Raw genomic sequence first — 23,767 nt, 5'->3', positions numbered from 1 at the left:
CCGCGCAGGATTCGCGCGTACGCTCGGGTTCATCTGATTCGTGCTCAGGGGGCAAAATGAGCCAGCCAGCGACGCAGTCCGACTACCCCGACCACATCGATGCCGCCGTACTGAAGATCGCCGGCGTCGTGGTGCTCGGCGCTGTGATGTCGATCCTGGACATCACGGTGGTCAACGTCGCTCTGCCGACCTTCCAGGTCGAGTTCGGTACGCCCGGCAACCCGGTCGCCTACTCACATGTCGCTTGGACGGTCACGGCGTACACGCTCGCGCTCGCGACCGTGATCCCGCTGACCGGATGGGCGGCCGATCGGTTCGGCACCAAGCGGCTCTACATGACCGCGATTCTGCTCTTCACCGCCGGGTCCGCCCTGTGCGCGACCGCGTCGACCATCAACATGCTGATCGGCTTCCGCGTCCTGCAGGGCCTTGGCGGCGGCATGCTGATGCCGCTGGGCATGACCATCATGACCAGGGCCGCGGGGCCCCACCGGATGGGGCGGCTGATGGCCATCCTCGGGGTGCCCATGCTGCTCGGCCCGATCCTGGGACCGATCCTGGGCGGCTGGTTGATCGAGGTGGCGAGCTGGCACTGGATCTTCCTCATCAACGTGCCGCTCGGCGTGATCGCACTGGTCTACGCCTGGTTCGCGCTGGCCAGGGACACCGCGCACAGGTCGGAGTCGCTCGACGTCGTCGGAGTGGCGCTGATGTCCCCCGGTCTCGCCTTGTTCCTCTTCGGCGTGTCCTCCCTGCCCGCCGAGAACGGTGATTTCGGTGCGCCACGGGTGTGGGTCTCGATGCTGGTCGGCGTGCTGCTGATGGCGGCGTTCGTCTGGCACTCCTTCCGGCCCGAGCACCCCTTGCTCGACCTTCGGCTGTTCCGCAACCGCAACCTCACCGTCTCGATCATCACGATGTTCCTGTTCGCCGCGGCGTTCTTCGGCGGGCTCCTCCTGGTGCCCACCTACTTCCAACAGATCCGCGGCGAGTCCACCCTGCAGGCAGGTCTCCTGGTGGCGCCGCAGGGTCTCGGCGCCATGGTGACGATGCCGATCGCCGGAAGGCTCGTGGACAAGGTGCCGGTCGGCCGGATCGTGCCGTTCGGGCTCGTGCTGATCATCATCGGCATGTTCGGCCTCACTCAGCTCACGGCGACGACGCCGTACCTGCTGATCATCGGCATGCTGGTCGTGATGGGCTTCGGGATGGGCGCCACGATGATGCCGTTGTTCACCTCGGCGCTGAAGACGCTCCCCGGTCCGCAGGTCGCGCGCGGCTCCACCCTGCTCAACATCAGCCAGCAGATCGCCTCGTCCTGCGGCGTCGCGACGATGTCGGTCATCCTCACCAATCAGCTCGCCAACTCGCCGATCATCCCCGGCACGCAGAACATCCCCGGGCAGGACGGAGGCATCCGCGAGACCCAGGCGGCCATCGCGGCCAACACCCGCCCGGGCGGCATCGCCCTGCTCCACCTCGACCCAGCCGCGGTCCTGCGCGGGTTGGTCGACGCCGCCGCCGCGTTCGCGCACACCTTCTGGGTCGCCTGGGTGCTGGTGGTACTCACGCTGGTGCCGGCCCTGATGCTCCCCCGCAAACGCGAGGTGGCACGCCTCGTCGACGACCAGGCACCGCCCGCGGTGGTCGACTGACCGACTCGCGTCCCATACCGTCGCCTCAGCCGGGATGGGAGGTGGGGCCGTTGCAGGGTCGACGGAGTCTTGTGTGTGTTGGTGACCTTGTCGAGGACGTTGTTGTCTGGGCGGCTACGACGCGGGCGGGGACGGACAACCCGGCCCGGATCCGCCGGGCACGCGGCGGCGCGGCGTCCAATGTTGCTGCGTTTGCGAGCAGTCTTGGGACGGCGGTTCGGTTCGTCGGGCGGGTCGGGGACGACCCTGTCGGCGCGGCACTGGTGCGGGACCTGGCCAGGGCCGGTGTCGACGCCAGGGTCCAGAGGCAAGGACGAACCGGCACCATCGTGATTCTGGTGGATGACGACGGAGAACGCACGATGTACCCCGACCGAGCGGCCGCGGCTCAGCTGGCCGACGTACCCGACCTCTGGCTCTCCGGTGCGGACGCGATCCATCTCTCGGCGTACTCCCTCGTCGGGCCGTCGCTGTCCGTCCTCCGCCAAGCGTCCGGGATCGCCCGTGCCGAAGGCGCAATCCTCACCATCGATGCGTCCTCGGTCGCACTCATCGATGCCGTCGGACCCACGCGGTTCCGTGACCTGCTCACAGCACTGCAACCGACGTACGTCTTCGCGAACGGGATCGAGGCCGACGTCGGCTCCCTGCGAGATCTCGCCACCGCTGGTACGACGGTTGTGGTCAAGAACGGCGTGGAGCCCACTGAGGTACATGTCGGCGGCAACAAGTCAGCAACCGTCCAGGTACCCCCGGTGGACGACGTGCGTGACACGACTGGCGCCGGCGACGCCTTCGCCGCGGGCTTCCTGTCCGCCGTACTCGCGGATGCCGATGCCGTCGAGGCGGTCGAAGTCGGCCATAGCCTTGCCAGGAGGGTTCTCGGCGAACCTGGTGCCACCCTGTCCATGACCGCTGACGAGAACGGAACTGTGTGTGATTGAGCCCATCTTGTCCGACGAAGTGGCGCAAGCTCTGGAGAGAGGTCGCGCGGTCGTCGCGCTCGAGTCGACGATCTTCTCGAATCTCGGCCTGCCCGCCCCGGCGAACGCCGACGCACTCAGCCTGTGTAAGCGAGCAGTCCTCGACCACGGCGCCACGCCAGCCGTCACCGCGATCGTCGACGGCCGGCCACATGTCGGTCTCTCGCCGGATGAAGAGAAGAGAGTGCTGCAGGGCACCCGCAAGGTCGCCGAGCGCGACCTGGCAGTAGCGCTGGCACAAGGATGGGACGTCGGCGTCACCACCGTCTCGGCGACGGTTGCCTTGGCCCACGCCGCCGGGATCTCGGTGTTCGCCACCGGCGGCATCGGCGGTGTCCACCGCGGATCAGAGCTCAGCGGCGACGTCTCGGCCGACCTCGACGCAATCGCCAACCACCCCGTCATCACCGTCTGCGCCGGCGCCAAGGCCTTCCTCGACCTGCCGCGAACACTTGAGTATCTCGAGACCGCCGGCGTCCCGGTCCTGGGCTGGCAGCACGACTGGTTCCCGGCGTTCTACACGCGGTCGAGTGGTCTGCCGATTCCGCACCGGGTCGACGACGAGCGAGTCGTCTGTGACGTTCTCCGCTTCCGGGCGCGGTCGGCTACCGGCGTCCTGCTGACTGTTCCGATTCCCGTCGACGACGAGATCCCGGCGTCGCGCATCGACGCCGTACTCACGGCCGCGTTGGATGCGAGTGCCCGTGCCGGAGTCGCAGGTCCCGCCGTTACGCCGTACGTCCTCGCGAGGATCGAGAAGGAGACGGACGGGGAGAGCGTCCCAGCCAACCTCGCGCTGGCCCGGAACAACGCTGACATCGCGGCCCGGATCGCGGTCGCGCTCGCGGGCTGACCCAACCGTCGTCGGTCAGTCGCCCGCTGCTTGCTCGAGCTTGTCGAGGAGGGCGGCTCCGAAGTCCTTCGCCGGCATGTCGGCCACGGACAGCAGGGTTGCCGTCCTCTGAATGCCCGGGATCCGCCAGACCTGGTCCATCAGGATCGTCCTCAGCTCGCCGTAGTCGCGGACCCGCATCCGGATCAGGAGATCGAGCTCACCGGTGACCAGAGTGACGTCTTCGACCTCCGCGAGTTTCCAGAGGGCGGCCATGATCGCGCCGACGTCATATCCCGGGCCTGCTTCGATGGAGAGGAACACGACCTGCCCGTAGCCGACGACCGACCAGTCGACCTGGGCGCTGTACCCCGTGACGACGCCATTGCGCTCCAGCCGTGCCATCCGCTCACCGACGGTGGGGGCGGAGACTCCGAGCATGGTGGCGATCTGGCGCTGCGACGTACGACAGTCCGCGACCAGGATCTTCAGCAGGGCCAGGTCGATCGCGTCGAGCACGTACGGTTCGCGCGCCGTCGCGGCCACGTCACGGACATGCGCCAACGAGGAATGATTATCGGCGAGCATGAGGATCTCCCGCGGTCTCGGAGACGAGACGTAGTTGGGTGAAGGCGAGGATGCCCTCGATTCCGCCTTCGTAGCCATAGCCGGAGTCGCCCAGGCCACCCAGGGGTACGTCGGGCAGCGACGGAGCCAGCTGGTTGACGCCGATGTTCGACGCGCTCAGCCGCTGGACGACCTCGTCGCGCACATCCATGCTGTTCGTGAACAAGTACGCCGCGAACGCATAGGGCGTCGCGTTGCCTGCGTCGATCGCCTCGTCCAACGTGCTGAACGAGGAGACTGCCGCGATCGGACCGAACGGCTCCTCCGAGAGGATCACGGCCTTGGAGTCCAGCGGGAGTCCGGCGACGACGGTCGGCTCGAAGTAGAAGCCATCGCGGTCCACTTGCCGGCCCCCGGTCGTGATGACGGCCCCATGATCGGCAGCATCGCGGGCGAGGCGGACAAGCGCGTCCACCCGTCCCTGGTGTGCGACCGCACCGAGCGTCACTCCATCCTCGGTGCCGTGCCCAAGGATGTAGGACGCCGCCTTGGCCGTGAGCTTGTCGACGAACTCGCGGTACAGAGACTCGTGAACGAAGTACCTCGAGGGCGCGACGCACGACTGACCGGCGGAACCGAACTTGGCGGCCGCCGTGGTGGCGATCACGTGATCCACGTCGGCGTCATCCATCACCAGTACGGGCGCGTGCCCGCCCAGTTCCATGACCGTGCGGATGAGGTTCGGAGCCGCCTGCGCGGCCAGCGTCTTGCCGACGGCGGTGGATCCGGTGAAGGACAGAGCCTTGATCGCCGGGGAGGAAGTGAGCTGTTCGGAGACCGCCTGCGGATCACCGAAGACCAGATTCACCACCCCGGCCGGAAGGCCCGCCTCCACCAGCAGTTCGACGATGAGTCGTGCGGTGGCCGGGGCGAACTCCGATGCTTTGAACACCACCGTGCAGCCCGCGGCGAGGGCCGCGCCGAGCTTCCGCGTCGCCAGGACAGCCGGGAAGTTCCAGGCCGTGATCACCGCGACGGGACCGAGCGGAGTCGGAATCGAGAGGCGGCGCGACCCGGCGGCAACGCCGGGGAACACGCTTGCTGGGATTCGGCCGGCCTGCTCGCCGTTCCAGCGCAGCGTCTCCACCGCACGGCCGATCTCGCCGCGGGCGTCAGCCTCCGTCTTGCCGGTCTCCAACAGGATCGTTGCCACGGCCTCCTCGCCGCGATCCGCGAGCAGTGCGGCCGCACACCGGAGGATGTCTCCTCGAGCAGCGGCCGGCGTCGCCGACCAGGCCGGGAAGGCGTTCTCGGCGGCGGTGATCGCCTCGGCGACCTGGTCGGTGCCGGCCAGCGAGACGGCACCGATCGTACGACCGTTGCCTGGGTCAACGTTGTCGAGTGCCCCGGCCTTGCCCGTGGTCCAGGATCCGTTGACGAACAGGTCCGCACTCATCCGCGCGAGGGCGGTGTCAACGGACATACGACGCTCCGTTCACGTCGATGGTGGTGCCCGTCGCGTGCTTCGCCAGACCACTCGCCAGGAACGCGATGATGTTGGCAACGTCCTGCGGTTGTGCGACCTCCCCCAGACCGGTCTGCTCCGCGGCGACCTCGACGCCGACCGTGTCACGGAAGTGCTCGTTCAAGTCGGTGTCGACATACCCAGGAGCGACAGCGAAGGCAGTCACGCCGTTGCGTCCGTACTGGCGTGCGATCGTGCGCGTCATCGCAACCACACCGGCCTTGGCTGCTGCGTAGTGCCAGTACTCCGGATCTTCGCCGCGAAACGCAGCGCGCGACGCCAGGTTGATGATGATGCCGCCCCGGTCCAATCCGGCGTACGCCGCCACCGCCTCGCGACACAGGACCGCGGGCGCCTTGAGATGCAGATCGAGCGAGAAGTCCCAGACCTTGAGCCACTCCTCGAGCGGGGCGCCCAGTGGAGCAGGCGGATAGGCGCCGGCGTTGTTGACCAGGACGTCCACGTGCCCCTTGACGGCCCAAGCGTCGTCCCACAGCTTCTTGACCGCCGCCAGGTCGGTGAGGTCGGCGACCAGGGCCGTGGCGCTGTCACCGAGCTCCTTGGCGAGAGGATCGAGCGCGGACCCGGTGATGTCGTGAATCAGCGCATGCCCGCCTTGGGCCACCACGGTGCGAGCGGTCGCCGAGCCGATTCCACCGCCGGCGCCGGTGATCAGAACAACGCGCCCCATGAGGCTGCTCACAACCCACCCGCCCTCCTTGGATCTTTCAGATGTAAGCCCAGGATGGCTCAGTTGTTATCATTCTCCAAGTTCGGGATCTGAGTGATCTTACGGAGAGGTTGTTCGAATGAGTGGGCTGCGTGTTCTCTTTCTCGGTGGAACCGGCATCATCAGCTCGGCCTGCTCCTGGCGAGCAGTCGAGCTGGGACTCGACCTCACGGTCGTCAACCGGGGCCAGACCTCGATCCGCCCCCTCCCGCCGGAGGCGAAGCAGATCACCGCCGATATCGGCGACCCGGCGTCCTTGGCCGCCGTTGCCGGCCAGGACTTCGATGTCGTGGTCGACTGGATTGCGTTCACGCCCGATCAGGTACGCACCCGCACCGACGCACTGCGCGGACACGTCGGCCAGTACGTCTTCATCAGCTCTGCCTCGGCGTATCAGACGCCACCGGCTCGGCTGCCGATCACCGAGTCGACGCCGTTGCGCAACCCGTTCTGGCAGTACTCACGCAACAAGATCGCCTGCGAAGACCTCCTGACCGGGCTGTACCGGGACGAGGGCTATCCGGTCACGATCGTGCGGCCTTCACACACCTACGACCGCACTCTCGTCCCGTTCGACGGCGGCTGGACGATCGTCGAACGGATGCGCCGCAGCCAGCCCATCGTGGTGCACGGTGACGGGACCTCGCTGTGGACTCTGACGCACCACCGCGACTTCGCCCGCGGACTGGTCCCGCTGCTCGGCCACCCACGCACGCTCGGCGACACCTTCCAGATCACCTCCGACGATGTCCTGACCTGGGACCAGATCGCGCATACGCTCGCCGCGGCAGCCGGGACGTCAGCACAGATCGTCCACGTTCCTTCGGACGCCATCGCCGCCGTACATCAGGGGTGGGGGGACGGCCTGCTGGGCGACAAGACCCATTCGGCGGTCTTCGACAACAGCAAGCTCCGCCAAGTGGTCCCGGACTTCGTCGCGACGATCCCCTTCGAAACAGGCGCCCGCGAGATCATCACCTGGTACGACGAGGACCCCAGCCGGCGCCGCGTCGACAACGCCATCGACGAGGCGATGAACACGCTCGTCGCCCGCTACACACCCTGACCCTTTGTCCCTCGACGTACGGCGAGGCTACGTCGACGGGGGCAGCAGACGTCGGGCCAGGTGGAGGATGAGGGACTCTGGTGGCTGCCAGAAGGTGTTGTCGTCGGCTGACAGCGCGTAGGTCAGGGCTCCGTTGTCGATGCAGTCGAGCAGGCCCGGGTCGGCGAGTTCGTGTGCTGACCACTCGTAGATCTGTTGCAGCCGCGGGACGATCACGCCGTAGTCCAGAAGCCGACCGAATCCGAGCTCGTTCCGCAGATAGAACCGCACCTCCTCGCGCAGCGGATACTCGTCCGGCAGCACTCGGGACAACTGGAGGAAGATCCCGGCCATACCGAGCCTCGGGTCACCGAGCAGCGGGGCGAGCGGACGAAGCCGGCCCAAGGCGATCCGGGGCGCCGCGACGAGGGCATGGGCGTAGAGCACCCGGCACAGCACGACGTTCATGAAGAAGCGCTCAGCGACGGTCTCCGTCTCAGCCAGCGCGCGGTGCTCCAGATAGCCGGCGATCACGCTGCCGTTGTGCGCTCGCCACCACGCCCTGGCAGTCGGGTACTGCGCGAAGGACAGCCAGAACTCGACCGTGCGCGACGAGGCCGAGCCGGACAGGTCGCCGCTCAGTGCCACAGCCTCGCAGCCGTCCCGGAGGACGCGCTCATTCACGGCCCGCCACCACGGACTTCCCGGACGATCACTGAAGGGTGGCTGCAGCACACCGCGCCGCAACTCCCATTGCATCGCCGACATCGCTGCCCGGCGATACGGCAGATGCCGAGGCGCTTTCCCGAACGGACCGTAGTAGCAACGCTGCATCAGGGCGAGCCGGCCGGACGGATCGTCGCGGAGCGCGGCGACCTGCTGCTCGGCCCAAGCATCGGCCGTCATCCCAGTTCTCACCGCCACAGGATCGCACCCACCCCGGACGCCGACAGCACCTCACGACAGTTCGCCCCAGGCGCCACAAGGCTGAGCGAGCTCGGTCAGGGCCGGGTCGAGGTAGGGAGTGACGTTGAGGAGTGCTCGGGCGACGTAGTCGTCCTTCTCGCCGACGGGGGCGACGTAGTGCATGGCGTCTTCGGCGGCCTCGAGGCTGTGGAGGCGGGCGATGGTCCAGGTGGCGAGGTACGTCGATGCCAGGCAGCCGCCGGCGGTGGCGAGGTTGCCGCGGGCGAAGAACGGCTGGTTGAGGACATCGACACCGGCCGCGACGACCCACGGCTTGGACACGAGATCGGTGCAGGCGGGCACGTCGCTCAGATGCCCGAGCTTGGCCAGGACCAACGTGCCGGAGCACTGTGCCGCCAACAGTTGCCGGGCGGGGTCGAGCCGGCCCAGGGACTTCATGATGGCGGGGTCCTCCACCACCTCGCGGGTCTTCCTGCCACTACCGACGATGACGGCGTCCGCGGCGCAGGCCTCGTCGAGATCAATCGTGGCGTCGATCGTGACGCCGTTCATCGAGTGGACCCGCGGCGCCGGGCTCGCGATCGACACCCGCCAGCCGGGCGAGCTGACGCGGTTCAGAATGCCGAGGGCGATGAGGCTGTCGAGTTCGTTGTAGCCGTCGAAGGTCAGGATCGCGATGTGCATGGATCGCACGCTAGAGCCGCCGATGCATGACGATCAAAGAATTGTCATGCATACAATGCTTCGGTGAGGGTGCCGAAGTACAAGGGCGTGGTCGATTCGCTGGCGGCGCAGATCCGCGACGGCCGGTGGCCCGCCGGCCACCGCCTACCCACTCACCGTCGGCTCGCCGCTGACGAGGGGATCGCGCTCGTGACGGCATCCCGGGTGTACGGCGAACTGGAAGCGATGGGACTGGTCAGCTCAGAGCAGGGCCGGGGCACGTTCGTCCGTGACCTCGCTGCCGCAGCCGGCGATGAGATCGATCAACGATCGGTAGCCGTCGACGCCATCGATCTGAGCTTCAACTCGCCCTCGGTTCCCGGCCAGGCCGAACTGCTGCGCCACGCCTTGCGGGACCTCGCCGGATCCGGCGACCTCGATGCGCTCTTGCGTTACCAGCCACATCGCGGGCGCATTCAGGACCGGGCCGCGGTCGCCCAGCACTTGCGCCGCCAGGGACTCGACGTCGGCCGCGAAAGAGTCCTGATCGTCAACGGCGCCCAGCACGGTCTCGCGGTGACGGCGATGGCCCTGTTGCAGCCGGGCGACGTGGTCGCGGTGGATGCTGTCACCTATCCCGGGTTCATCGTGCTCGCGCGCACGCTGGGGCTGGAGTTGTTGTCGCCCCTGCCGGTGACCGGGACCGGTCCCGATCTCGAGGCGCTCGAGCAATTGTGCCGACGACGCCGCGTCCGCGCCGTCTATGCGATGCCGACCCTGCACAACCCGCTCGGCTGGGTGTACGACGACTCCCAGCGCGCACGACTCGTTTCGATCGCCGATCGGTACGGCGTTTCGATCATCGAGGATGCCTCGTATGCCTACCTCGTCGAGGACGCACCACCGCCACTGGCGATGCTTGCCCCCGACCTCACCATCTATGTGTCAGGCCTGTCGAAAAGCGTGGCGACCGGTTTGCGGATCGGCTTCATCGCCGCACCCGCGGCACTCGTGCCGGCGCTCGAGCGCGTCATCCGGGCAACGACCTGGCACACCCCTGGCCTCACCGCAGCGATCGCCTGCCGGTGGCTGGAAGACGGCACCGTCGACCGCCTCGAGGCAGAGAAACGGAACGACGCCCGCCTACGCCAGTCCCTCGCCTCGGAGGTACTGGCCGGATTGCCTTGCATCGCACACCCGTCGTCGTACTTCCTGTGGCTGCCCCTGCCCCAGGACGCGCGCCCGGACCGGATCGCCGCAGCTCTGGCCGGCAGACGGGTCGCGGTCTCCACCGCCGAACCGTTCACAACCACGCCCACAGTGCCGCACGCTCTCCGCCTGGCACTCGGCTCGGTCAGCATTCCTGACCTCCGCGAGGCCCTGCACGCAGTCCGGCAGGAAACCGACCGCGATCCGTTCCGCTGACACGCCTGACAGACAAGAGCCGGCCGGAGCGGGATGCTCCGGCCGGCTCTGGCGAGGACGCGATCAACGGGCGGCTCGCTCGATCACCTGAGTTACTACCGACGGCTGAGACACCGCGACCAGGTGCGACGCACCGGGGACCTCAACCTCTGTCGCGCCGGCCCGAGTGGCCATGAACCGCTCGGCGGCCGGGGCGATCGCCTTGTCACCGGTCGGAATCACGGCGTACTTCGGAAGGGCCGCCGGGGCGGTCTTCTCAACCGGCTCGCTGAACGCCGCAGCCGCAACCGGCCGCTGCGCCGCAATGAAGACAGCACCCTGCCGGGCCGGGATGTCCGCGGCCAGGATCGGGCCGGCCTTGTCCGGCTTCAGCGCGAGGTCCACCCCACCGGGGTAGCTGATCACGTTGGTCACATCCGGACCGAGTTCACTGCCGGGGAACTGCGAGTTGAGTGCCCCCAGCGTCTCGCCGGCCTTCGGGATGAACGCCGCGACGTACACGAGCGACTTCACCCCGGATGTGTCCGCGAGCTCGCTGACCAGCGCGCCGCCGTACGAGTGACCGACGAGCACCTTCGGCCCGGGGATGGTCGCGAGCACGCCGCTCAGGTACGACGTGTCGGAGGCGATCCCCCGCAGCGGTACCGCGGGAGCCACGACGTTGTAGCCGTCGTGCTGGAGCCTGCTGGTCACTCCGGACCAGCTCGAGCCGTCGGCGTACGCACCATGCAGCAGCACGATCGTCGGCTTCACCTGCCCGGACTGGGCGGTCTGTCCGGCCTCCGCGGCCTGGGCAGTGGTCGCCCCGGCCAGCAGGACGGCCACACCGGCCGCGCCCACCAGCAGGTTCTTTGCATTCGACATCAGGTTTCGCATCGTTCTTCCAATCATCGGAGGTTCCGTTAGGACCACAGTGCGTCTCTGGTTGACGTGTCACCCCAGTGGAAGTCACTGGTGCGGCTCCTGGTGTGTGTCCGGCGCCGAGGCCTTCGGCCCAGGGGCGACGCCCTCGCACCGGTCATGAGACGCTGCCCGCAGCGGCCGACGTCGAGGAGGACGTTGTATGAGAACGATCAGGTACACCCGCCCCGGCGATCCCGCCGTGCTCGAACTGGTCGACGCACCCATCCCTGAACCCGGGGACGGCGAAGTCCGGCTGCGCGTGATGGTGTCGGGGGTGAACCCGACGGACTGGAAGCGCAGCGGTCTGTACGGCGGCGGCCCCGAAGACGCAACCGTCCCCAACCACGACGGCGCGGGCGTGGTCGACAAACTCGGCGCCGGCGTCGACAGCCTCGGCGTCGGCGACCGCGTCTGGGTCACGCTGGCCGGCGACGGCCGTCCCGCGAGTGGCACTGCCCAGGAGTTCACCGTCGTTCCCGCTGAGCGCGTGTTCCCCTTGCCCGCGGGGGCCGGCTTCGACCTCGGCGCCAGTACCGGGATCCCGGCGCTCACCGCTCATCGAGCGCTGACGGTCGGCGAGGGCGGCCCAGCCCGGCTGGCGCCCAATGCGCTGGCGGATCGGACGATCCTGGTCGCAGGCGGTGCCGGAGCAGTGGGCAACGCGGCGATCCAGCTCGCCCGCTGGGCGGGCGCGGAGGTGATCGCGACCGTCAGCCAGGAGGCCAAAGCGCGGCTCGCGACGGCCGCCGGGGCGCATCATGTCGTCAACTACCGCGATCCGGACGCGGTCGAGGCGATCAGGGGTATCGCGCCCGATGGGGTCGATCTCGTCGTGGAAGTCGCGGCCGGCGCCAATGCCGAGCTCGATCTGGCAGTTCTCCGCCCGGGCGGGACGATCTCGATCTACGCGAACGACGGCGGCGTCCCGGTCGATCTCGACGTACGGCGAAACATGGGGCTGAACACGCGCTACCAGTTCGTCCTGCTCTACACCGTCGGCTGGGACCGGATCTCCGCCGGCGCCGCGGACATCAACCGGGCAATCGCGGACGGCGCCTTCCGGGTCGGCGAGGAGGCCGGTCTCCCCCTGCACCGCTATCCCCTCGAGGAGACAGCTGCGGCCCACGCCGCCGTCGAGAGTGGAGCGGTCGGCAAGGTACTGGTCGACGTCGCCGCCAGCTGAACACGCCGCGCTCCCCGCGGGGCTTCCAGGGTGATCACTAGGGATAGCCACGGGCGCGACGGACGCGGTCCGGGGCGACCGTGAATGGTATGAACACCAACCAGATCACCTTGGCGAACCCCCGGCGGACACAGCTCGCCGACCGTGCCGACATTGCCCGCCTCACCGCCGTACCGAATCCGCGCACCGACCTCGTCACCCGGCTCGCCACCGTGCCCGGCCTGGTCCGGCCCGGTATCGCGCACTGGGACATGAAGACCCGTCTCCCCCTGCAGCCGCTCTCCAACGAGAACGCGTACGGCGACCCGCGGCTGCTGCACGACCTCGCCGAACCAGGTGCGACCTTCGCCCATCAGCTCGACGTGGACGTCATCGTCGGCGCCGAGACCGGTGGGATCCCGCTCGCCACCGCAGTCGCGCTGGCCGGCGACCTTCCCTTCGCGTTCGTCCGCAAGCCCGGGTACGTCGGGCACGAGGACCATGAACCGCGCGTCCGCGGAGCATCGGTCACCGGCCGGCGCGTGCTGCTGGTCGACGACGCCGTCTCGTCAGGTACCGCGCTCGAAGCGTTTGCCGACGAACTCCAGGCCGAAGGCGCGATCCTCGTCGGCGTCTTCACCCTCGTCGACATGCGCGACGTCGCGACTTCCGTGGCTCCGATCGCCAAGACGCTTCCGATCGAGTCCATCGCCACCTACCTCGAGGTACTCACAGCCGCCACCGACCACGGCATCCTCGACCCGGCGACACACCGTCTCGCCGTCGACGCCCTCACCAACCACTGGTCCGACAAAGACCCCCGCTGGACCCTCCTGCCCCAGGCCGCCTAACGGGATTCCCGGAGGATCAGAGGCGCTGGTGGGCGGGGACGAAGGTGTTCGGGCCGGCTGCTTCCTCAGCGCGAATGATGTGCGTGATGGCGTTGATCATGGCCAGATGGGTGAACGCCTGCGGGAAGTTGCCGAGGTGGCGTCCGCTGAGCGGGTCGAGCTCCTCGGCGTACAGACCCAGCGGGCTCGCGTAGGACAGCAGCTTCTCGCAGAGCGCGGTGGCCTCGTCCAGTTCGCCGATCTCGACGAGCGCGGACACCAGCCAGAACGAGCAGATCGTGAACGTTCCCTCGGCCCCGTGCATCCCGTCGTCGGTCTCCGCGACGCGGTAGCGCAGCACCATGCCGTCCTCGGTGAGTTCGTCGGCAATCGCTCGCACGGTGGCGCGGACCCGCGGATCGTCAGCCGGCAGGAACCGCAGTAACGGCAGGAGCAACAGTGAGGCGTCGAGCGTGCCGGCGCCGTACCGCTGGACGAAGACTCCTCTGTCGTCGACACCGTTGGTGCAGATATCGTGACGGATCTCGTCGGCGACCGCCTGCCAGTCATCGGCGAATCCGGGCTCGTCGTGCAGCCGGGCCAGCTTGGCGCCACGATCCATCGCGACCCAGCACATCAGCTTGGACGAGGTGAAGTGCTGCGGTTCACCGCGTGACTCCCAGATCCCCTGGTCGGGCTCGCGCCAGTGCTTCGCGGCCGCCTCTGCCTGCCGCTTGAGGAACGGCCAGAGGCTTTCGGTCACCTGGTCGCGCGACCTGGCATGCAGATACACCGAATCGAGGATGGCTCCCCAGACGTCGTGCTGGCCCTGCAGGTAGGCGGCATTGCCGACCCGGATCGGTCTCGCGCCTTCGTAACCGGTCAGGTGGTCCAGGGTCTGCTCGGGCAGTTCGCGCTCGCCGCCGATGCCGTACATGATCTGGATGTCGTGTTCGCCGTCACACATCTCGGTCAGGAACGAGAAGAAGTCGTTCGCCTCGCGATCGAGCCCGATGGTGTAAAGCCCCCAGAGCGCGAACGTGGAGTCCCGGACCCACGAGTAGCGGTAGTCCCAGTTCCGCTCGCCGTGCGGCGTCTCCGGCAGGGATGTCGTCGCGGCGGCGAGCAATGCCCCGGTGGGAGCGAAGGTGAGTCCCTTCAGGGTGAGTGCGCTGCGCGCCAGGTAACTGCTCCACGGGTGATCCGGAAACACACCGACATTCATCCACTGCCGCCAGTACTCGGCCGTTCGCCCCATCCTCACGAGGGCTTCCACCCAGGTCCGCGGCGGCGACAGAACCGACCACGAGAGCGCCACGAACGCCGTATCGCCCTGCGACATCCGGGTCCGGGCCTGGGCCGTGCGGCCCTCCAGACCAAGGCGTAGATCGGTCGTCAGCTTCAGAGTGACGTCGTGATCCAGGTCAGGGCAGTCCGCGACCGCCTCGGCGTAGCCGGGACCGTCATACCGCCAAGTTGCTTCCTTGCGGCCATAGCCGAACATCGGTTCGCACACCATCGAGAGATCCACAGCGCCGCTGACGCATTTGACGGTCCGCAGCAGACAGTGTTCGGCGTCGTAATCGGTCGGTGTGCGGCGGTGGGTCACAGACCGCTCGGCGACGTTGTGCCACGGTCCCATGAGCAGGGCGTCACGGACGATCAACCAGCCCGTCGGTGCCTTCCAGGTCGTTTCGAGCATCAGGCTGCCTGGCAGATAGCGACGTGCAGCGGGCACCTGTACGCCGTACGGACCGAGCCGGAAGCTCCCCGCGGACCGGTCGAGAATCGCCCCGAACACACTGGGTGAGTCATGTCGCGGCAGGCACATCCACTCCACCGCACCACTCGGCGCTATCAGGCAGTTCGACTCGCAATCCGACAAGAAGGCATAGTCCGCAATCGGTGGGTGTGCGCTCCGACTCGGACCTTCCCGCAGGTCACCAGAAGTCGCGAGGGTGCGCGCCAGGGGCTGAGGCAAGGTCACTCCCTCCCTCCTTCGTCGTTCCACCCATCATGCGGAGAACGCTCGCTGTGACGCCAGTCCGAACGGCTAGCGGCCGAGCCACGTCACAATCCGGCGGGCTGCGCCGTCGTTACCAATGAGATCAACACACCGTCGGCACGATGGCGTGCCCTTCGGAGGAGGTGCAGTCGATGCAGCAGGTCCTGATTCGGCCGAGGCGGATTCGAACAGTCAGACGCAGACGCCCGAGAGACCTCGACCTTCGGTCCCCGTCGGGCCGGCTACTCCCGTTCTGATTCCAACTCGACTCGCTGCCTCTGGAGGGCGGCGGTGATTTGGTCGACGGTCAGCCGATCGGCGGGGTCTTTGGCGAGCAGGGCTTCGATGATCGGGCGCAGCGGGCCCGCGTTCACGAACGGGCCCGGCGGGGCCTCGACCACGGCGACCAGCGTGCTGAACGGGTCGCCGGCGCCGAAGGGCGAGTTCCCCTCGACAGCCGCGAACAGCGTCGCGCCCAGGGAGAACAGGTCGGACGCCGGGCCGACCGCGTCACCACGAGCTCGCTCCGGTGACATGTACGCCGGACTGCCGGCCAGCGCCTCACTCGACGAGGTGTGCTGATCGTCGATGGCAGCGGCGATGCCGAAGTCCATCAGGACGACCCGCCCGTCGTCGCACAGTTGGACGTTCGCCGGCTTGACGTCGGAGTGCACCAGACCCGCACGATGGACGGCCCGCAATGCGTCGACCAGGTGCAGCGCGATCCGCCGTACGTCCGCGGTCGGGAGCGGTCCATCCGACCTGAGCGCGTCGGCCATGGTTCGCCCGGACAGCAGTTCCATGACGATCCATTGATCGCCGGCGTCCTCGATGACGTCGTACACCTTCACCGCGTTGTGGTGATTCAGTAGCGCCGCCGCGCGCGCCTCGGCCAGGGCGGTGGCGCGGACGTGCTCGGACGCGTGGCCCGGGAGCATCATGTGCTTGAGCGCGACTCGCCGCCGCAGCAGTTCGTCGTCTCCGAGCCAGACTCGGCCCATGCCGCCGCGGCCGAGCAACACCCGCAAGCGATATCGGCCGGACACCAGGTGCCCTGGCGCGACGACCGTCGGTGGTGGGTCCACCGCGACTGTTGCCATGATCGCCTGCCTTTGCGGGTCCTGATACGCCTCTCGTGCTCTCAATACGGATCTCAGGCCGATCCGGTTCGACCTTCGATCGATGAGAATTCCGATCACCCCGGACACTTCTGTCTTTAGGTGCCCTCGGCAACTTCTTGGGACGGGTGCATCGAAAACTCTGGAGATATTGGGGTGAACCGGCCGGCGATGACGGCCGTGTAGGCCCCATACAAACCGGCACCGCGGCGTTCCGATCCGAGACCGCCGTGACCAACAGGGAGGGACCACATCATGAGCAGCACGACGAGACGTATCCGGCGGAGCCTCAGCGCGGCGGCTGCCGCGGCTCTCAGCGCAGGCATCGCCGTGAGTCTGGCCGGCCCGGCATCCGCGACGCCCTCGGGGAGCGTCGCGATCGACACCGGACAGCTGATCGTCACCGGCACGAACCACGCGGACCACATCACACTGAGCGTGCCGGCTGCCGACACGTCGGTTCTCGAGGTCGACTTCGGTGATGGTACGGCGAAGCGCACCGTGAAGCGGAGCGACTTCGGCCAGATCCAGGTCACCGGCCGGGGCGGTGACGACACCGTGCGGATCGACTACGGCGCCGAGGTGCAGCCGTTCACGATCATCGACACCGGTGACGGCAACGACACCGTCTTCGGTGGCAGCGGCAACGAACTGATCCGCACCGGCGCCGGCAACGACGTCGTCGACGGGAACCGTGGCACCGACACGGCGCTGCTCGGCGACGGCAACGACAAGTTCATCTGGGATCCGGGCGACGGCAGCGACGTGATCGAGGGCGGTCGCGGCCAGGACACCATGGTGTTCAACGGTGCGGCCGGCGCGGAGAAGTTCGTTGCCTCCGCCAACGGTCCGCGACTGCGGTTCACCCGGGACGTGGGCAACATCGTGATGGACACCGATGACGTCGAGCGGGTCGCGCTCAACGCACTCGGCGGCGCCGACACGGTCACCGTCGGGGATCTGCGCGGCACCGATGTTCAGAGGGTCGACGTCGACCTCGGCGCACAGCTCAACACGAGCGGCGGCGACTCGGCCGTCGACGCGGTGACCGTCACGGGCACCGCCGGCCGGGACCACATCCAGGTCTCCGGTTCCGCCGGGAACGTGCGGGTGTCGGGACTGCGGGCCGACGTACGGCTGAAGAACGCGGAACCGACCGACCACCTGACCGTCGACACGCTCGCCGGCCGCGACACCGTGGCCACCGGCGGGCTGGCACGAGGCACGATCACGCTCAGCATCCTCTGAGCGCACAACCCGGCGTCCGCCGTACCGCGGACGCCGGGTCCGGTGTCTCCTCGCGTACGCCGAGGTCGCACGAGGATCACCTCGCCATCCTTGCGAGACGGCGCTGAGAGAACGCTGAGCAACGACATTTGCCTCCAGCAACCGACCGGATACGGTTCTGGCTACGGCCAGGATCGCTGTCTGTGAGGACGACCACGCGCTGCGCGGGTTGCTGCGGCGCGCCCTGGAGGGCGACGGCCACTCGGTCGTCGCAACGGCGAAAGGCTCCGATCTTCTCACCAAGCCCTTCGACGTCCCGGAGTTGCTGGTGCGGATCCGCGCACTGCTACGCCGGACCACGGTCGCTGTCGCCGTCGACGAGGTGGTGCTCGACCCGACCAGTCACGAGGTACGCCGGGGCGACGCCGGTGCATCGCTCACGCCGACCGAGTTCCGGCTGCTCGGCCGACTGATCTCGGTTCCCGGGGAGGTCGTACGCCGTCACGCGCTGGTCGCTGCCGGGTGGCCGCATGGCGCCTATGTCAGCGAGAACACCCTGGATTCCTACCTGCGGCGACTGCGCGTGAAGCTCGACCGGCTGGGTGTCGCCGGCCGCGTCGCGACCGTGCGTGGAGTCGGCTACCGATGGGACTGACCGGCTTCCGGGGACGAATCGTGTCACTCGCGGTCCTGACCGCGACGCTGGTCGTCGCCGTACTCGTAGTGCTGAGCCATGTCCTGCTCACCCGGGCGACCGACGCCGATACCCGAACGCTGGCGCGCACACGAGCCGAAGCCGTCGCATCGACTGTCCAGGTTCACAACGGGACAGTCAGGCTCGTCGAGGGCACCGGTGACGCATTCGACACGGTCGCCTGGGTCTATGCCGACGGCCGGCTGATCGACGGAGCCGCCCACTCCCCCATGGTCGGGATCGTCGACCGGCTGGGCAGCTCCGACCGAGCCGAGTTCCAGACGACAGGTCACTACCTCCTGTACGCCGAACCGCTGCCGGTGCACGGGCATCCGGTCACCGTCGTCGTGACGGTGGACCTCGCGCCGTACGAGAACTCGGAGCAGCGCAGCCTGCTGACGTCGCTCGTGCTCGGCGGTCTCGCCGTCGTACTCGCAGGCTTCGTCGCCTATCTCGGCGTCAGCCGAGCGTTGCGTGTCGTCCATCAGATGTCTGCGCTGGCCGACGAGTGGGGGGACCATGACCCCGGCCGCCGCTTCGGCCTGGGGCCGGCCCGCGACGAGTTCGGCGAGCTGGCCCAGACCTTCGACCGGCTCCTCGACCGGGTGTCGGACACCATCGCCGACGAGCGGCGGCTGACCGACGAGATCGCCCACGAGCTGCGGACGCCGATGACCGTACTGCGCGGCGAAGCCCAACTGGCCGAGCTCTCGGGAACCCACGTCGTACCGCACGTCGTCCTCGCCGAGACGGACCGGCTCAGCGCCGCGGTGAGTGCGATCCTCGATGCCGCGCGGTCTCGTCTGCGCGGAGAAGCGACCTGCCGGCTCGCCTTGGTTCTGCGCCACGTTTCCGAGGGCCGCGACGTACAGATCGACGCGCCGGCCGATCTCGAGGTGGCCGTCCCCGCCGAGGTGGTGACCGCCGTACTGGCGCCCCTGCTCGACAACGCGACCCGCCACGCGAGGACGGCTGCATCCCTCCAGGCAACGATGGCGGGCGACAGTGTCGTCGTCGATGTCCTCGACGACGGGCCGGGCTTCGGACCGGACGATCTCGAACGCGTCTTCGCGCCCGGTCACAGCGGTACGGACGGGCACGGGCTCGGCCTCGCCCCAAGCTCAAGCCGCTCGACGCGAAGGCCTGGGACTTCATCGACAGCCAGAACGACGCGCTCTTCACCTCGGTCCGGGACAGCAAGGATCCAGCCGCCGAGAAGCAGGCGATCCAGGCACTCGTGAAGACAATGGGCTGATCCGGCCAGGTGCCGTTCCCCGGTCGGGGAGCGGCACCTTCGCCGGCTGTCAGCGGAAGACGCCGGTGTGACCGAGCGAGTACCTGCCGGGCTGCGGGAAGACGGCTAGTCCGTGCGGTCCACCGACCACCGTGATCCGGGCGAGCAGCCGGCCGTCACGGAGCCGGATCGCGTACACGACGGCGTTGTAGCGGCCCGAGACCCACAGCACGGACCCGTCCGGCGAGACACCACCCATGTCCGGGCTGCCGCCACCCGGAATGCGCCGCTTCGCGACCATCCGCCGGGTGGTGAAGTCGAGCAAGGAGATCGAGCCTTCCTCGCGGTTGGTGACGATGAGCCGCCGCGAGTCGCGGGTCACGTAGAGACCGTGTGCCCCCTTGCCGGTCGGCACGAAGGCGCGGACTGCGAACGGCTGGGGAGTCACCAGCCAGACACCGTCGCTCATCATGTCCGCGACGTAGTACAACCGCCCGTCAGGTGCGAGCTTCACGTCCTGCGGCATCGGAGCGGCCATCCTGCGTCGTTGCGGGAGCCGGAGCACCTGCAGGATCTTCTCGGCCGCGGTGTCGACCAGCAGGAGCTGTCCGGAGAACTCGCACGACACCACGAAGGTCCGGCCGTCGGCGGCGAAGTCGGCATGGTTCACCCCGGCACAAGGCACCGGAACCGACTTCTGCACGGCCATCGTGTGTGGATCGAGGAACACCAGCCGCTGGTCGGCCGAGGCCATCACCACCGCGTGTTTCCCGTCCGGCGTGAAGTAGAGGTTGTAGGGATCGTGGACCGCCACCGCGCGGCCGGGCAGTCCCGTGGCCGGGTTGATCGGGGTCAGGCTGTTGCCGAGGTCGTTGTTCACCCACAGCAGGCGAAGATCCCACGACGGTACGACGTGCTGCGGCTGCCGGCCGGTCGGGAAGGTCCGGATCACCCGGTAGGTCCGCGGATCGATCTCGGTGACCGTGTTGCTGCCACTGTTCGGGACATAGATCCGCACCGGGATCCGGCGTACCGAGGCGGCGAACCGGCCGGGGCGGTCGGCGGCCCAGACATCGGTGGGCGACAGCGGAGATGGCATCCCCGGCAGGAGTTGAGGGGTCGCGTTCGCAGGGCCTGCCGTGGGGACCTGCGTGACGATCGACGTCGGACCACCGGTGGTGGGACCGGTGGTGGCGCTGGGATGTCCGGTGCACGCGGTGGCGATCAGCAGCCCTCCCAGCAGAGCGACCCGGAGGGGTTTCATGCTGACTCGGCTGGACTGGCGATGGTGACGGCATACCTCGAACCTGGCGGAGGCAACATCAAAGGAAGGCAAAACTTCCCAGCCACGGCTACCTCATGGTGACGATGGGGGCGCGACCTCGAAGTGCGACACCGTGGCCTCCCGGTCGAGCAGGTACTCGTCGTCTTCCGGGTAGTACTTGGCATGGTCGATGTCGTCACCGGCGAAGGCCCGGATCTGATCGAGGTCGCTCCACCAGCTCAGCGTGACGATCTCGGTCCGTCCGTCACCGAGATCCCGGCTGAGCAACTGAGCACCCTCGTTCCCCGGCGTACTCCGATACCCCGCCATCCCGGTCCGCTCCACAATCTCGACGTACTCAGCCGCCTTCTCAGTCGGCACCCACCCCCGCCACATCCGCGCGATCATCCCCCCACCGTACGCCGAACCCGGACCCCCAAACCCGAGTCCACCCGAGACACGGGCGCCCGAGCAAGCGGCTCAAACAGATCGAGGCGCCGGGCGCCGGTATCCCGATGCTCAGTTCAGCGAGCGGCTTCCGGCTCGGGCCAGGCCGACCACGAGCAGGCTGGAGATCGCCCACCCGGCAAGTGTGGCCATGTTGACCCAGGCAAGCATCAGACCTCCACCGGCGTCGCTGCTGGGGGACCAAGCACTCCGTTGTTTCAGGTCGACAATGGGTACGACGGTGTCGACGGCGTAAAGCCAGGGATTGAAGCAGCGCACCTTGCCCTTGCCGCAGATCTCATGTGGTGCCTGACCGGACTCGATGAGGCTCAACTCCCCCTGGGGCGTGTAGACAACACCCGCTGGGTCCGTCGCGCGCATGACGTGGCTCGCGCGCGCCGGGAGCAGTGGCCCGGCGACAGCGAGGACCAGCAGCGCGAGCGGGATGAGGGCGCGAAGTGGCCTGTAGCCGTATCCCCGGAACCAATCGTTGAAAATTCTGTCCAGCCCGCGAAGCAAGCGGCTGCGCGCCCATCCGACCCGCCGCTGCCGTTTCGTCCGCAGATATGCCATCAGGATCTGCTCAGAGCCGGCGGAGTCGCCATGGTTCTTGAGTGTCTGTGCGGCTTGCTCCCAAGGCCCGGCGTCCCCTGGCTCGTCACTTGTCGCTGGGTCACAGTTGGCCAGCCAGCGCGCACGAGCCTTCCATTCCCACTCCCCGGATCCTTGCATCGAAATGGCCGCATAGCGTTCATAGCTGAAGCCGCTCAGATAGCTGCGGCGCGCCGGCCAGTCCTGTGTCGGCCGGTCGGCCAGGTAGGTGGTGTGAGCGTCGGTGAAGTCGACCGCGCCCCCGATCGACCAGCCGAGCCCCACGCCGCCGCGGAACGTGGCTGAGATGGCCTCGAACGCCACTACACGTTCGTTACGCTCGGCGGGGCGCGTGTCACCCACTTCTCTGGGTCGCCATTCGAAGCGACCACCGTCGCACCGCAGTCGGCCTTCGATCACTGCTCGATTCAAGGCGACGAAGCCGATGGAACGGAAGCCGTCGCACAGCCGCAGGTTGCCCGATATTCGTGCTTGATGGAGGTTCACCGCCGTATCGCCGGGACTGATGACTTCCGCCCGCTCGGCGTCGAACATTCCGCGGAGCTCAGCTCCCCTGAATCCGATGCCACCGCTAGCTCCTGGGATCGCGACCGGGTAGGTGCCTCCGACCTTTGCGTCCGACAACTTCACATCACCGTGCACGACGGCGCGGACAGCTGTCAGGCAGTACCGGCCGGCCGGTCTGCTGATTTCAGCCTTCGCCAGGCCGAGAGGGCCCGCCACCTCGGCGCCGTCCAGATCGACCGTCCCCTGAATGTTCGCTCCCAGGGCGGACAGCGTCGATCCCACTCGGGCGTGCGTAAAGTCCAGCGCGATGTCGCCCGCGTTGTGGATCGTAGCGCCGTCGATGTGGATGCCGCCGCCGATCGCGGCTCCGGCCAAGGTGATACCGCCATCCACCGACGTGTTCTCATCGATGCTGAGTCCGCCCTGAATGCTGGCGCCCTGTGCCACGATCGCAAGTCGCTGTGCGGGATCCTTGGCGTTGTAGTGGTGCCGCCCGACGCCGGCTGCCGGTGCGTTCAGTGTGGCCCGGCGAATGAGCACGCGACCGTTGATGGAGACTCGTCCCATTTCGAGGCGGCCTTCGATCAGTGGCGCATGTGCAGGGCTGTCGTTGATGAACAGGCTGCCTCCCACAGTGGCCTCGGCGAGGTCCACAGCCCGACCGTTGCGCGGCACCAATCGGCAGCCTGCCAGGTCCAGTGAGCCTCCCAGCTGGGCACCGATGAGCCTGATTTCGGCGTTGGCGCGGAAGCCTTGGATCAGTCTGATGTCACCGGTGACCTGACATCTGTCTGCTTGGATCGCGCGATCGCCACTCGCGTCGATGAGCGTGCCGACCGCGATGATGTGGCCGCCGATCTCGGCCTCGGTCAGCCAGACCGCAGCCGACCGACTCAGCGACGACGTGGTCTGATGCGCGCCGGTGATCAAGGTGTGCGACAGGAGGAGATCGCGTCGGATTCGAACGCCGTTCCCGAGGATGCCTGGCACCGACGACTCCGGGTCGGTGCCGTCCGCCTGCGGGGTACCGACAAGAAAGAGCGAATGAAGGTCGCTTCCTTCGATCACGATCGGCTCAGTGAACCGGCAGTCTTTGAAGTAGATCGGGAAGTCGACACGACATGCGCTCAGGTCCAGTTGCCCGGTGATCCGCGCGTTGCTGATCCGGACTCCGAACTGGCTTACCTCATCGGCTCGCTTCACGAGGACGTCTCGTAGATTGCCTGCGGCAAGTTCTGCGGCCTCGCCTTGCGCGCCGGCACAGTCCAGCACGACCTGGCGGCGTGATGCAGCGATGAGGGCATCGCCTGCTGCACGACGTCGGGTGTTGAGCGACAAGTGGTCTCCCTGACTAGCATCATCACGGCTGCCAGAGCATCGTAGATGGATCTCCGCACTGCCCTTCACCCCAG

General features: G+C 67.8%; 21 protein-coding genes. 10 read left to right on the top strand and 11 right to left on the bottom strand.

From position 1 onward, the window contains the following. Positions 1 to 56 precede the first annotated feature (56 nt). Genes ACXC9Q_RS02405 through ACXC9Q_RS02395 form a run of 3 tightly spaced genes read left to right on the top strand, consistent with a single transcriptional unit; the run spans position 57 to position 3,491 of the window. Positions 57 to 1,655 (top strand): DHA2 family efflux MFS transporter permease subunit, encoded by a 1,599-nt coding sequence (locus ACXC9Q_RS02405; protein ID WP_457054809.1) that lies wholly within the window; start codon positions 57 to 59, stop codon positions 1,653 to 1,655. A 41-nt stretch (positions 1,656 to 1,696) separates the two neighbouring features. Then, entirely contained in the window at positions 1,697 to 2,599 is a 903-nt protein-coding gene (locus ACXC9Q_RS02400; protein WP_457054808.1) for a carbohydrate kinase family protein, read from the top strand. A 7-nt stretch (positions 2,600 to 2,606) separates the two neighbouring features. Beyond that, positions 2,607 to 3,491 (top strand): pseudouridine-5'-phosphate glycosidase, encoded by an 885-nt coding sequence (locus ACXC9Q_RS02395; RefSeq protein ID WP_457054807.1) that lies wholly within the window; start codon positions 2,607 to 2,609, stop codon positions 3,489 to 3,491. 15 nt (positions 3,492 to 3,506) lie between these two features. Here the strand turns inward: ACXC9Q_RS02395 and ACXC9Q_RS02390 are convergent, their stop codons facing one another. The 3 genes from ACXC9Q_RS02390 to ACXC9Q_RS02380 are packed head-to-tail and all read right to left on the bottom strand — an operon-like array spanning position 3,507 to position 6,253. Then, the gene (locus ACXC9Q_RS02390; RefSeq protein WP_457054806.1) at positions 3,507 to 4,058 is read right to left on the bottom strand and encodes an Lrp/AsnC family transcriptional regulator; all 552 of its coding nucleotides are present in this window, start codon (positions 4,056 to 4,058) and stop codon (positions 3,507 to 3,509) included. Then, entirely contained in the window at positions 4,045 to 5,520 is a 1,476-nt protein-coding gene (locus ACXC9Q_RS02385; protein ID WP_457054805.1) for an aldehyde dehydrogenase family protein, read from the bottom strand. Before ACXC9Q_RS02385 ends, ACXC9Q_RS02390 begins: the two co-directional genes overlap by 14 nt. Beyond that, a complete protein-coding gene (locus ACXC9Q_RS02380) occupies positions 5,510 to 6,253 on the bottom strand; it encodes an SDR family NAD(P)-dependent oxidoreductase (protein ID WP_457054804.1) in 744 nt (247 codons plus the stop codon). The genes ACXC9Q_RS02385 and ACXC9Q_RS02380 overlap by 11 nt, the downstream gene beginning before the upstream one ends. 118 nt (positions 6,254 to 6,371) lie before the next feature. Here ACXC9Q_RS02380 and ACXC9Q_RS02375 point away from each other — a divergent pair, with 118 nt between their 5' ends. Beyond that, positions 6,372 to 7,358, top strand: coding sequence for an NAD-dependent epimerase/dehydratase family protein (locus tag ACXC9Q_RS02375; RefSeq protein ID WP_457054803.1), 987 nt, complete (start codon positions 6,372 to 6,374; stop codon positions 7,356 to 7,358). A 27-nt stretch (positions 7,359 to 7,385) separates the two neighbouring features. Here the strand turns inward: ACXC9Q_RS02375 and ACXC9Q_RS02370 are convergent, their stop codons facing one another. Together ACXC9Q_RS02370 and ACXC9Q_RS02365 are read right to left on the bottom strand one after the other, a co-directional pair. Further along, a complete protein-coding gene (locus ACXC9Q_RS02370) occupies positions 7,386 to 8,243 on the bottom strand; it encodes a hypothetical protein (protein ID WP_457054802.1) in 858 nt (285 codons plus the stop codon). A 51-nt stretch (positions 8,244 to 8,294) separates the two neighbouring features. Continuing rightward, positions 8,295 to 8,948: a DJ-1/PfpI family protein gene (locus ACXC9Q_RS02365; RefSeq protein ID WP_457054801.1), complete on the bottom strand. Its 654-nt coding sequence runs from the start codon at positions 8,946 to 8,948 to the stop codon at positions 8,295 to 8,297. Between the two features lie 63 nt (positions 8,949 to 9,011). Here ACXC9Q_RS02365 and ACXC9Q_RS02360 point away from each other — a divergent pair, with 63 nt between their 5' ends. Further along, the gene (locus ACXC9Q_RS02360) at positions 9,012 to 10,352 is read left to right on the top strand and encodes an aminotransferase-like domain-containing protein (RefSeq protein WP_457054800.1); all 1,341 of its coding nucleotides are present in this window, start codon (positions 9,012 to 9,014) and stop codon (positions 10,350 to 10,352) included. Between the two features lie 63 nt (positions 10,353 to 10,415). On the opposite strand, the gene ACXC9Q_RS02355 is transcribed toward ACXC9Q_RS02360, so the two are convergent. Then, entirely contained in the window at positions 10,416 to 11,216 is an 801-nt protein-coding gene (locus ACXC9Q_RS02355) for an alpha/beta fold hydrolase (protein ID WP_457054799.1), read from the bottom strand. Positions 11,217 to 11,415: 199 nt separating this feature from the next. Between ACXC9Q_RS02355 and ACXC9Q_RS02350 the strand changes: the two genes are divergently transcribed. Next, positions 11,416 to 12,438, top strand: a complete 1,023-nt coding sequence (locus ACXC9Q_RS02350; protein WP_457054798.1) for an NADPH:quinone reductase — start codon at positions 11,416 to 11,418, stop codon at positions 12,436 to 12,438. A gap of 89 nt (positions 12,439 to 12,527) precedes the next feature. Then, positions 12,528 to 13,268: an orotate phosphoribosyltransferase gene (locus tag ACXC9Q_RS02345; protein WP_457054797.1), complete on the top strand. Its 741-nt coding sequence runs from the start codon at positions 12,528 to 12,530 to the stop codon at positions 13,266 to 13,268. Between the two features lie 16 nt (positions 13,269 to 13,284). On the opposite strand, the gene ACXC9Q_RS02340 is transcribed toward ACXC9Q_RS02345, so the two are convergent. Together ACXC9Q_RS02340 and ACXC9Q_RS02335 are read right to left on the bottom strand one after the other, a co-directional pair. Next, positions 13,285 to 15,228, bottom strand: a complete 1,944-nt coding sequence (locus ACXC9Q_RS02340) for a glycoside hydrolase family 15 protein (RefSeq protein ID WP_457055756.1) — start codon at positions 15,226 to 15,228, stop codon at positions 13,285 to 13,287. Between the two features lie 266 nt (positions 15,229 to 15,494). Continuing rightward, positions 15,495 to 16,352 (bottom strand): serine/threonine-protein kinase, encoded by an 858-nt coding sequence (locus ACXC9Q_RS02335; protein ID WP_457054796.1) that lies wholly within the window; start codon positions 16,350 to 16,352, stop codon positions 15,495 to 15,497. Positions 16,353 to 16,625: 273 nt separating this feature from the next. Between ACXC9Q_RS02335 and ACXC9Q_RS02330 the strand changes: the two genes are divergently transcribed. From ACXC9Q_RS02330 to ACXC9Q_RS02320, 3 genes are all read left to right on the top strand, one after another. Then, positions 16,626 to 17,618, top strand: a complete 993-nt coding sequence (locus ACXC9Q_RS02330; RefSeq protein ID WP_457054795.1) for a calcium-binding protein — start codon at positions 16,626 to 16,628, stop codon at positions 17,616 to 17,618. Positions 17,619 to 17,826: 208 nt separating this feature from the next. Further along, a complete protein-coding gene (locus ACXC9Q_RS02325; RefSeq protein WP_457054794.1) occupies positions 17,827 to 18,252 on the top strand; it encodes a response regulator transcription factor in 426 nt (141 codons plus the stop codon). Further along, positions 18,243 to 19,532 carry an ATP-binding protein gene (locus tag ACXC9Q_RS02320; RefSeq protein ID WP_457054793.1) on the top strand — a complete coding sequence of 430 codons (1,290 nt, stop codon included), beginning with the start codon at positions 18,243 to 18,245 and terminating at the stop codon, positions 19,530 to 19,532. Before ACXC9Q_RS02325 ends, ACXC9Q_RS02320 begins: the two co-directional genes overlap by 10 nt. A 63-nt stretch (positions 19,533 to 19,595) precedes the next feature. Here ACXC9Q_RS02320 and ACXC9Q_RS02315 read toward each other — a convergent pair whose 3' ends face one another. The 3 genes from ACXC9Q_RS02315 to ACXC9Q_RS02305 all read right to left on the bottom strand — a co-directional run bounded on the left by ACXC9Q_RS02315 (position 19,596) and on the right by ACXC9Q_RS02305 (position 23,693). Next, complete coding sequence (locus ACXC9Q_RS02315) at positions 19,596 to 20,789, bottom strand: YncE family protein (RefSeq protein ID WP_457054792.1); 1,194 nt, start codon at positions 20,787 to 20,789, stop codon at positions 19,596 to 19,598. 93 nt (positions 20,790 to 20,882) lie between these two features. Next, the gene (locus ACXC9Q_RS02310) at positions 20,883 to 21,197 is read right to left on the bottom strand and encodes an antibiotic biosynthesis monooxygenase family protein (RefSeq protein WP_457054791.1); all 315 of its coding nucleotides are present in this window, start codon (positions 21,195 to 21,197) and stop codon (positions 20,883 to 20,885) included. A gap of 111 nt (positions 21,198 to 21,308) precedes the next feature. Next, a complete protein-coding gene (locus tag ACXC9Q_RS02305; protein ID WP_457054790.1) occupies positions 21,309 to 23,693 on the bottom strand; it encodes a hypothetical protein in 2,385 nt (794 codons plus the stop codon). Positions 23,694 to 23,767: the final 74 nt, after the last annotated feature.

It is taken from the genome of Kribbella sp. CWNU-51, from assembly GCF_054073265.1.
The sequence above is the reverse complement of the archived record's forward strand: the minus strand, read 5'-3'. Positions and strand labels throughout refer to the sequence as shown.

Bases quoted from the DNA above. Each gene is read 5' to 3' on its own strand.
- ACXC9Q_RS02405 (WP_457054809.1), top strand. From the start codon at position 57: ATGAGCCAGCCAGCGACGCAGTCCGACTACCCCGACCACATCGATGCC.
- ACXC9Q_RS02390 (WP_457054806.1), bottom strand. From the start codon at position 4,058: ATGCTCGCCGATAATCATTCCTCGTTGGCGCATGTCCGTGACGTGGCC.
- ACXC9Q_RS02385 (WP_457054805.1), bottom strand. From the start codon at position 5,520: ATGTCCGTTGACACCGCCCTCGCGCGGATGAGTGCGGACCTGTTCGTC.
- ACXC9Q_RS02380 (WP_457054804.1), bottom strand. From the start codon at position 6,253: ATGGGGCGCGTTGTTCTGATCACCGGCGCCGGCGGTGGAATCGGCTCG.
- ACXC9Q_RS02375 (WP_457054803.1), top strand. From the start codon at position 6,372: ATGAGTGGGCTGCGTGTTCTCTTTCTCGGTGGAACCGGCATCATCAGC.
- ACXC9Q_RS02370 (WP_457054802.1), bottom strand. From the start codon at position 8,243: ATGACGGCCGATGCTTGGGCCGAGCAGCAGGTCGCCGCGCTCCGCGAC.
- ACXC9Q_RS02365 (WP_457054801.1), bottom strand. From the start codon at position 8,948: ATGCACATCGCGATCCTGACCTTCGACGGCTACAACGAACTCGACAGC.
- ACXC9Q_RS02355 (WP_457054799.1), bottom strand. From the start codon at position 11,216: ATGTCGAATGCAAAGAACCTGCTGGTGGGCGCGGCCGGTGTGGCCGTC.
- ACXC9Q_RS02350 (WP_457054798.1), top strand. From the start codon at position 11,416: ATGAGAACGATCAGGTACACCCGCCCCGGCGATCCCGCCGTGCTCGAA.
- ACXC9Q_RS02345 (WP_457054797.1), top strand. From the start codon at position 12,528: ATGAACACCAACCAGATCACCTTGGCGAACCCCCGGCGGACACAGCTC.
- ACXC9Q_RS02335 (WP_457054796.1), bottom strand. From the start codon at position 16,352: ATGGCAACAGTCGCGGTGGACCCACCACCGACGGTCGTCGCGCCAGGG.
- ACXC9Q_RS02330 (WP_457054795.1), top strand. From the start codon at position 16,626: ATGAGCAGCACGACGAGACGTATCCGGCGGAGCCTCAGCGCGGCGGCT.
- ACXC9Q_RS02320 (WP_457054793.1), top strand. From the start codon at position 18,243: ATGGGACTGACCGGCTTCCGGGGACGAATCGTGTCACTCGCGGTCCTG.
- ACXC9Q_RS02315 (WP_457054792.1), bottom strand. From the start codon at position 20,789: ATGAAACCCCTCCGGGTCGCTCTGCTGGGAGGGCTGCTGATCGCCACC.
- ACXC9Q_RS02310 (WP_457054791.1), bottom strand. From the start codon at position 21,197: ATGATCGCGCGGATGTGGCGGGGGTGGGTGCCGACTGAGAAGGCGGCT.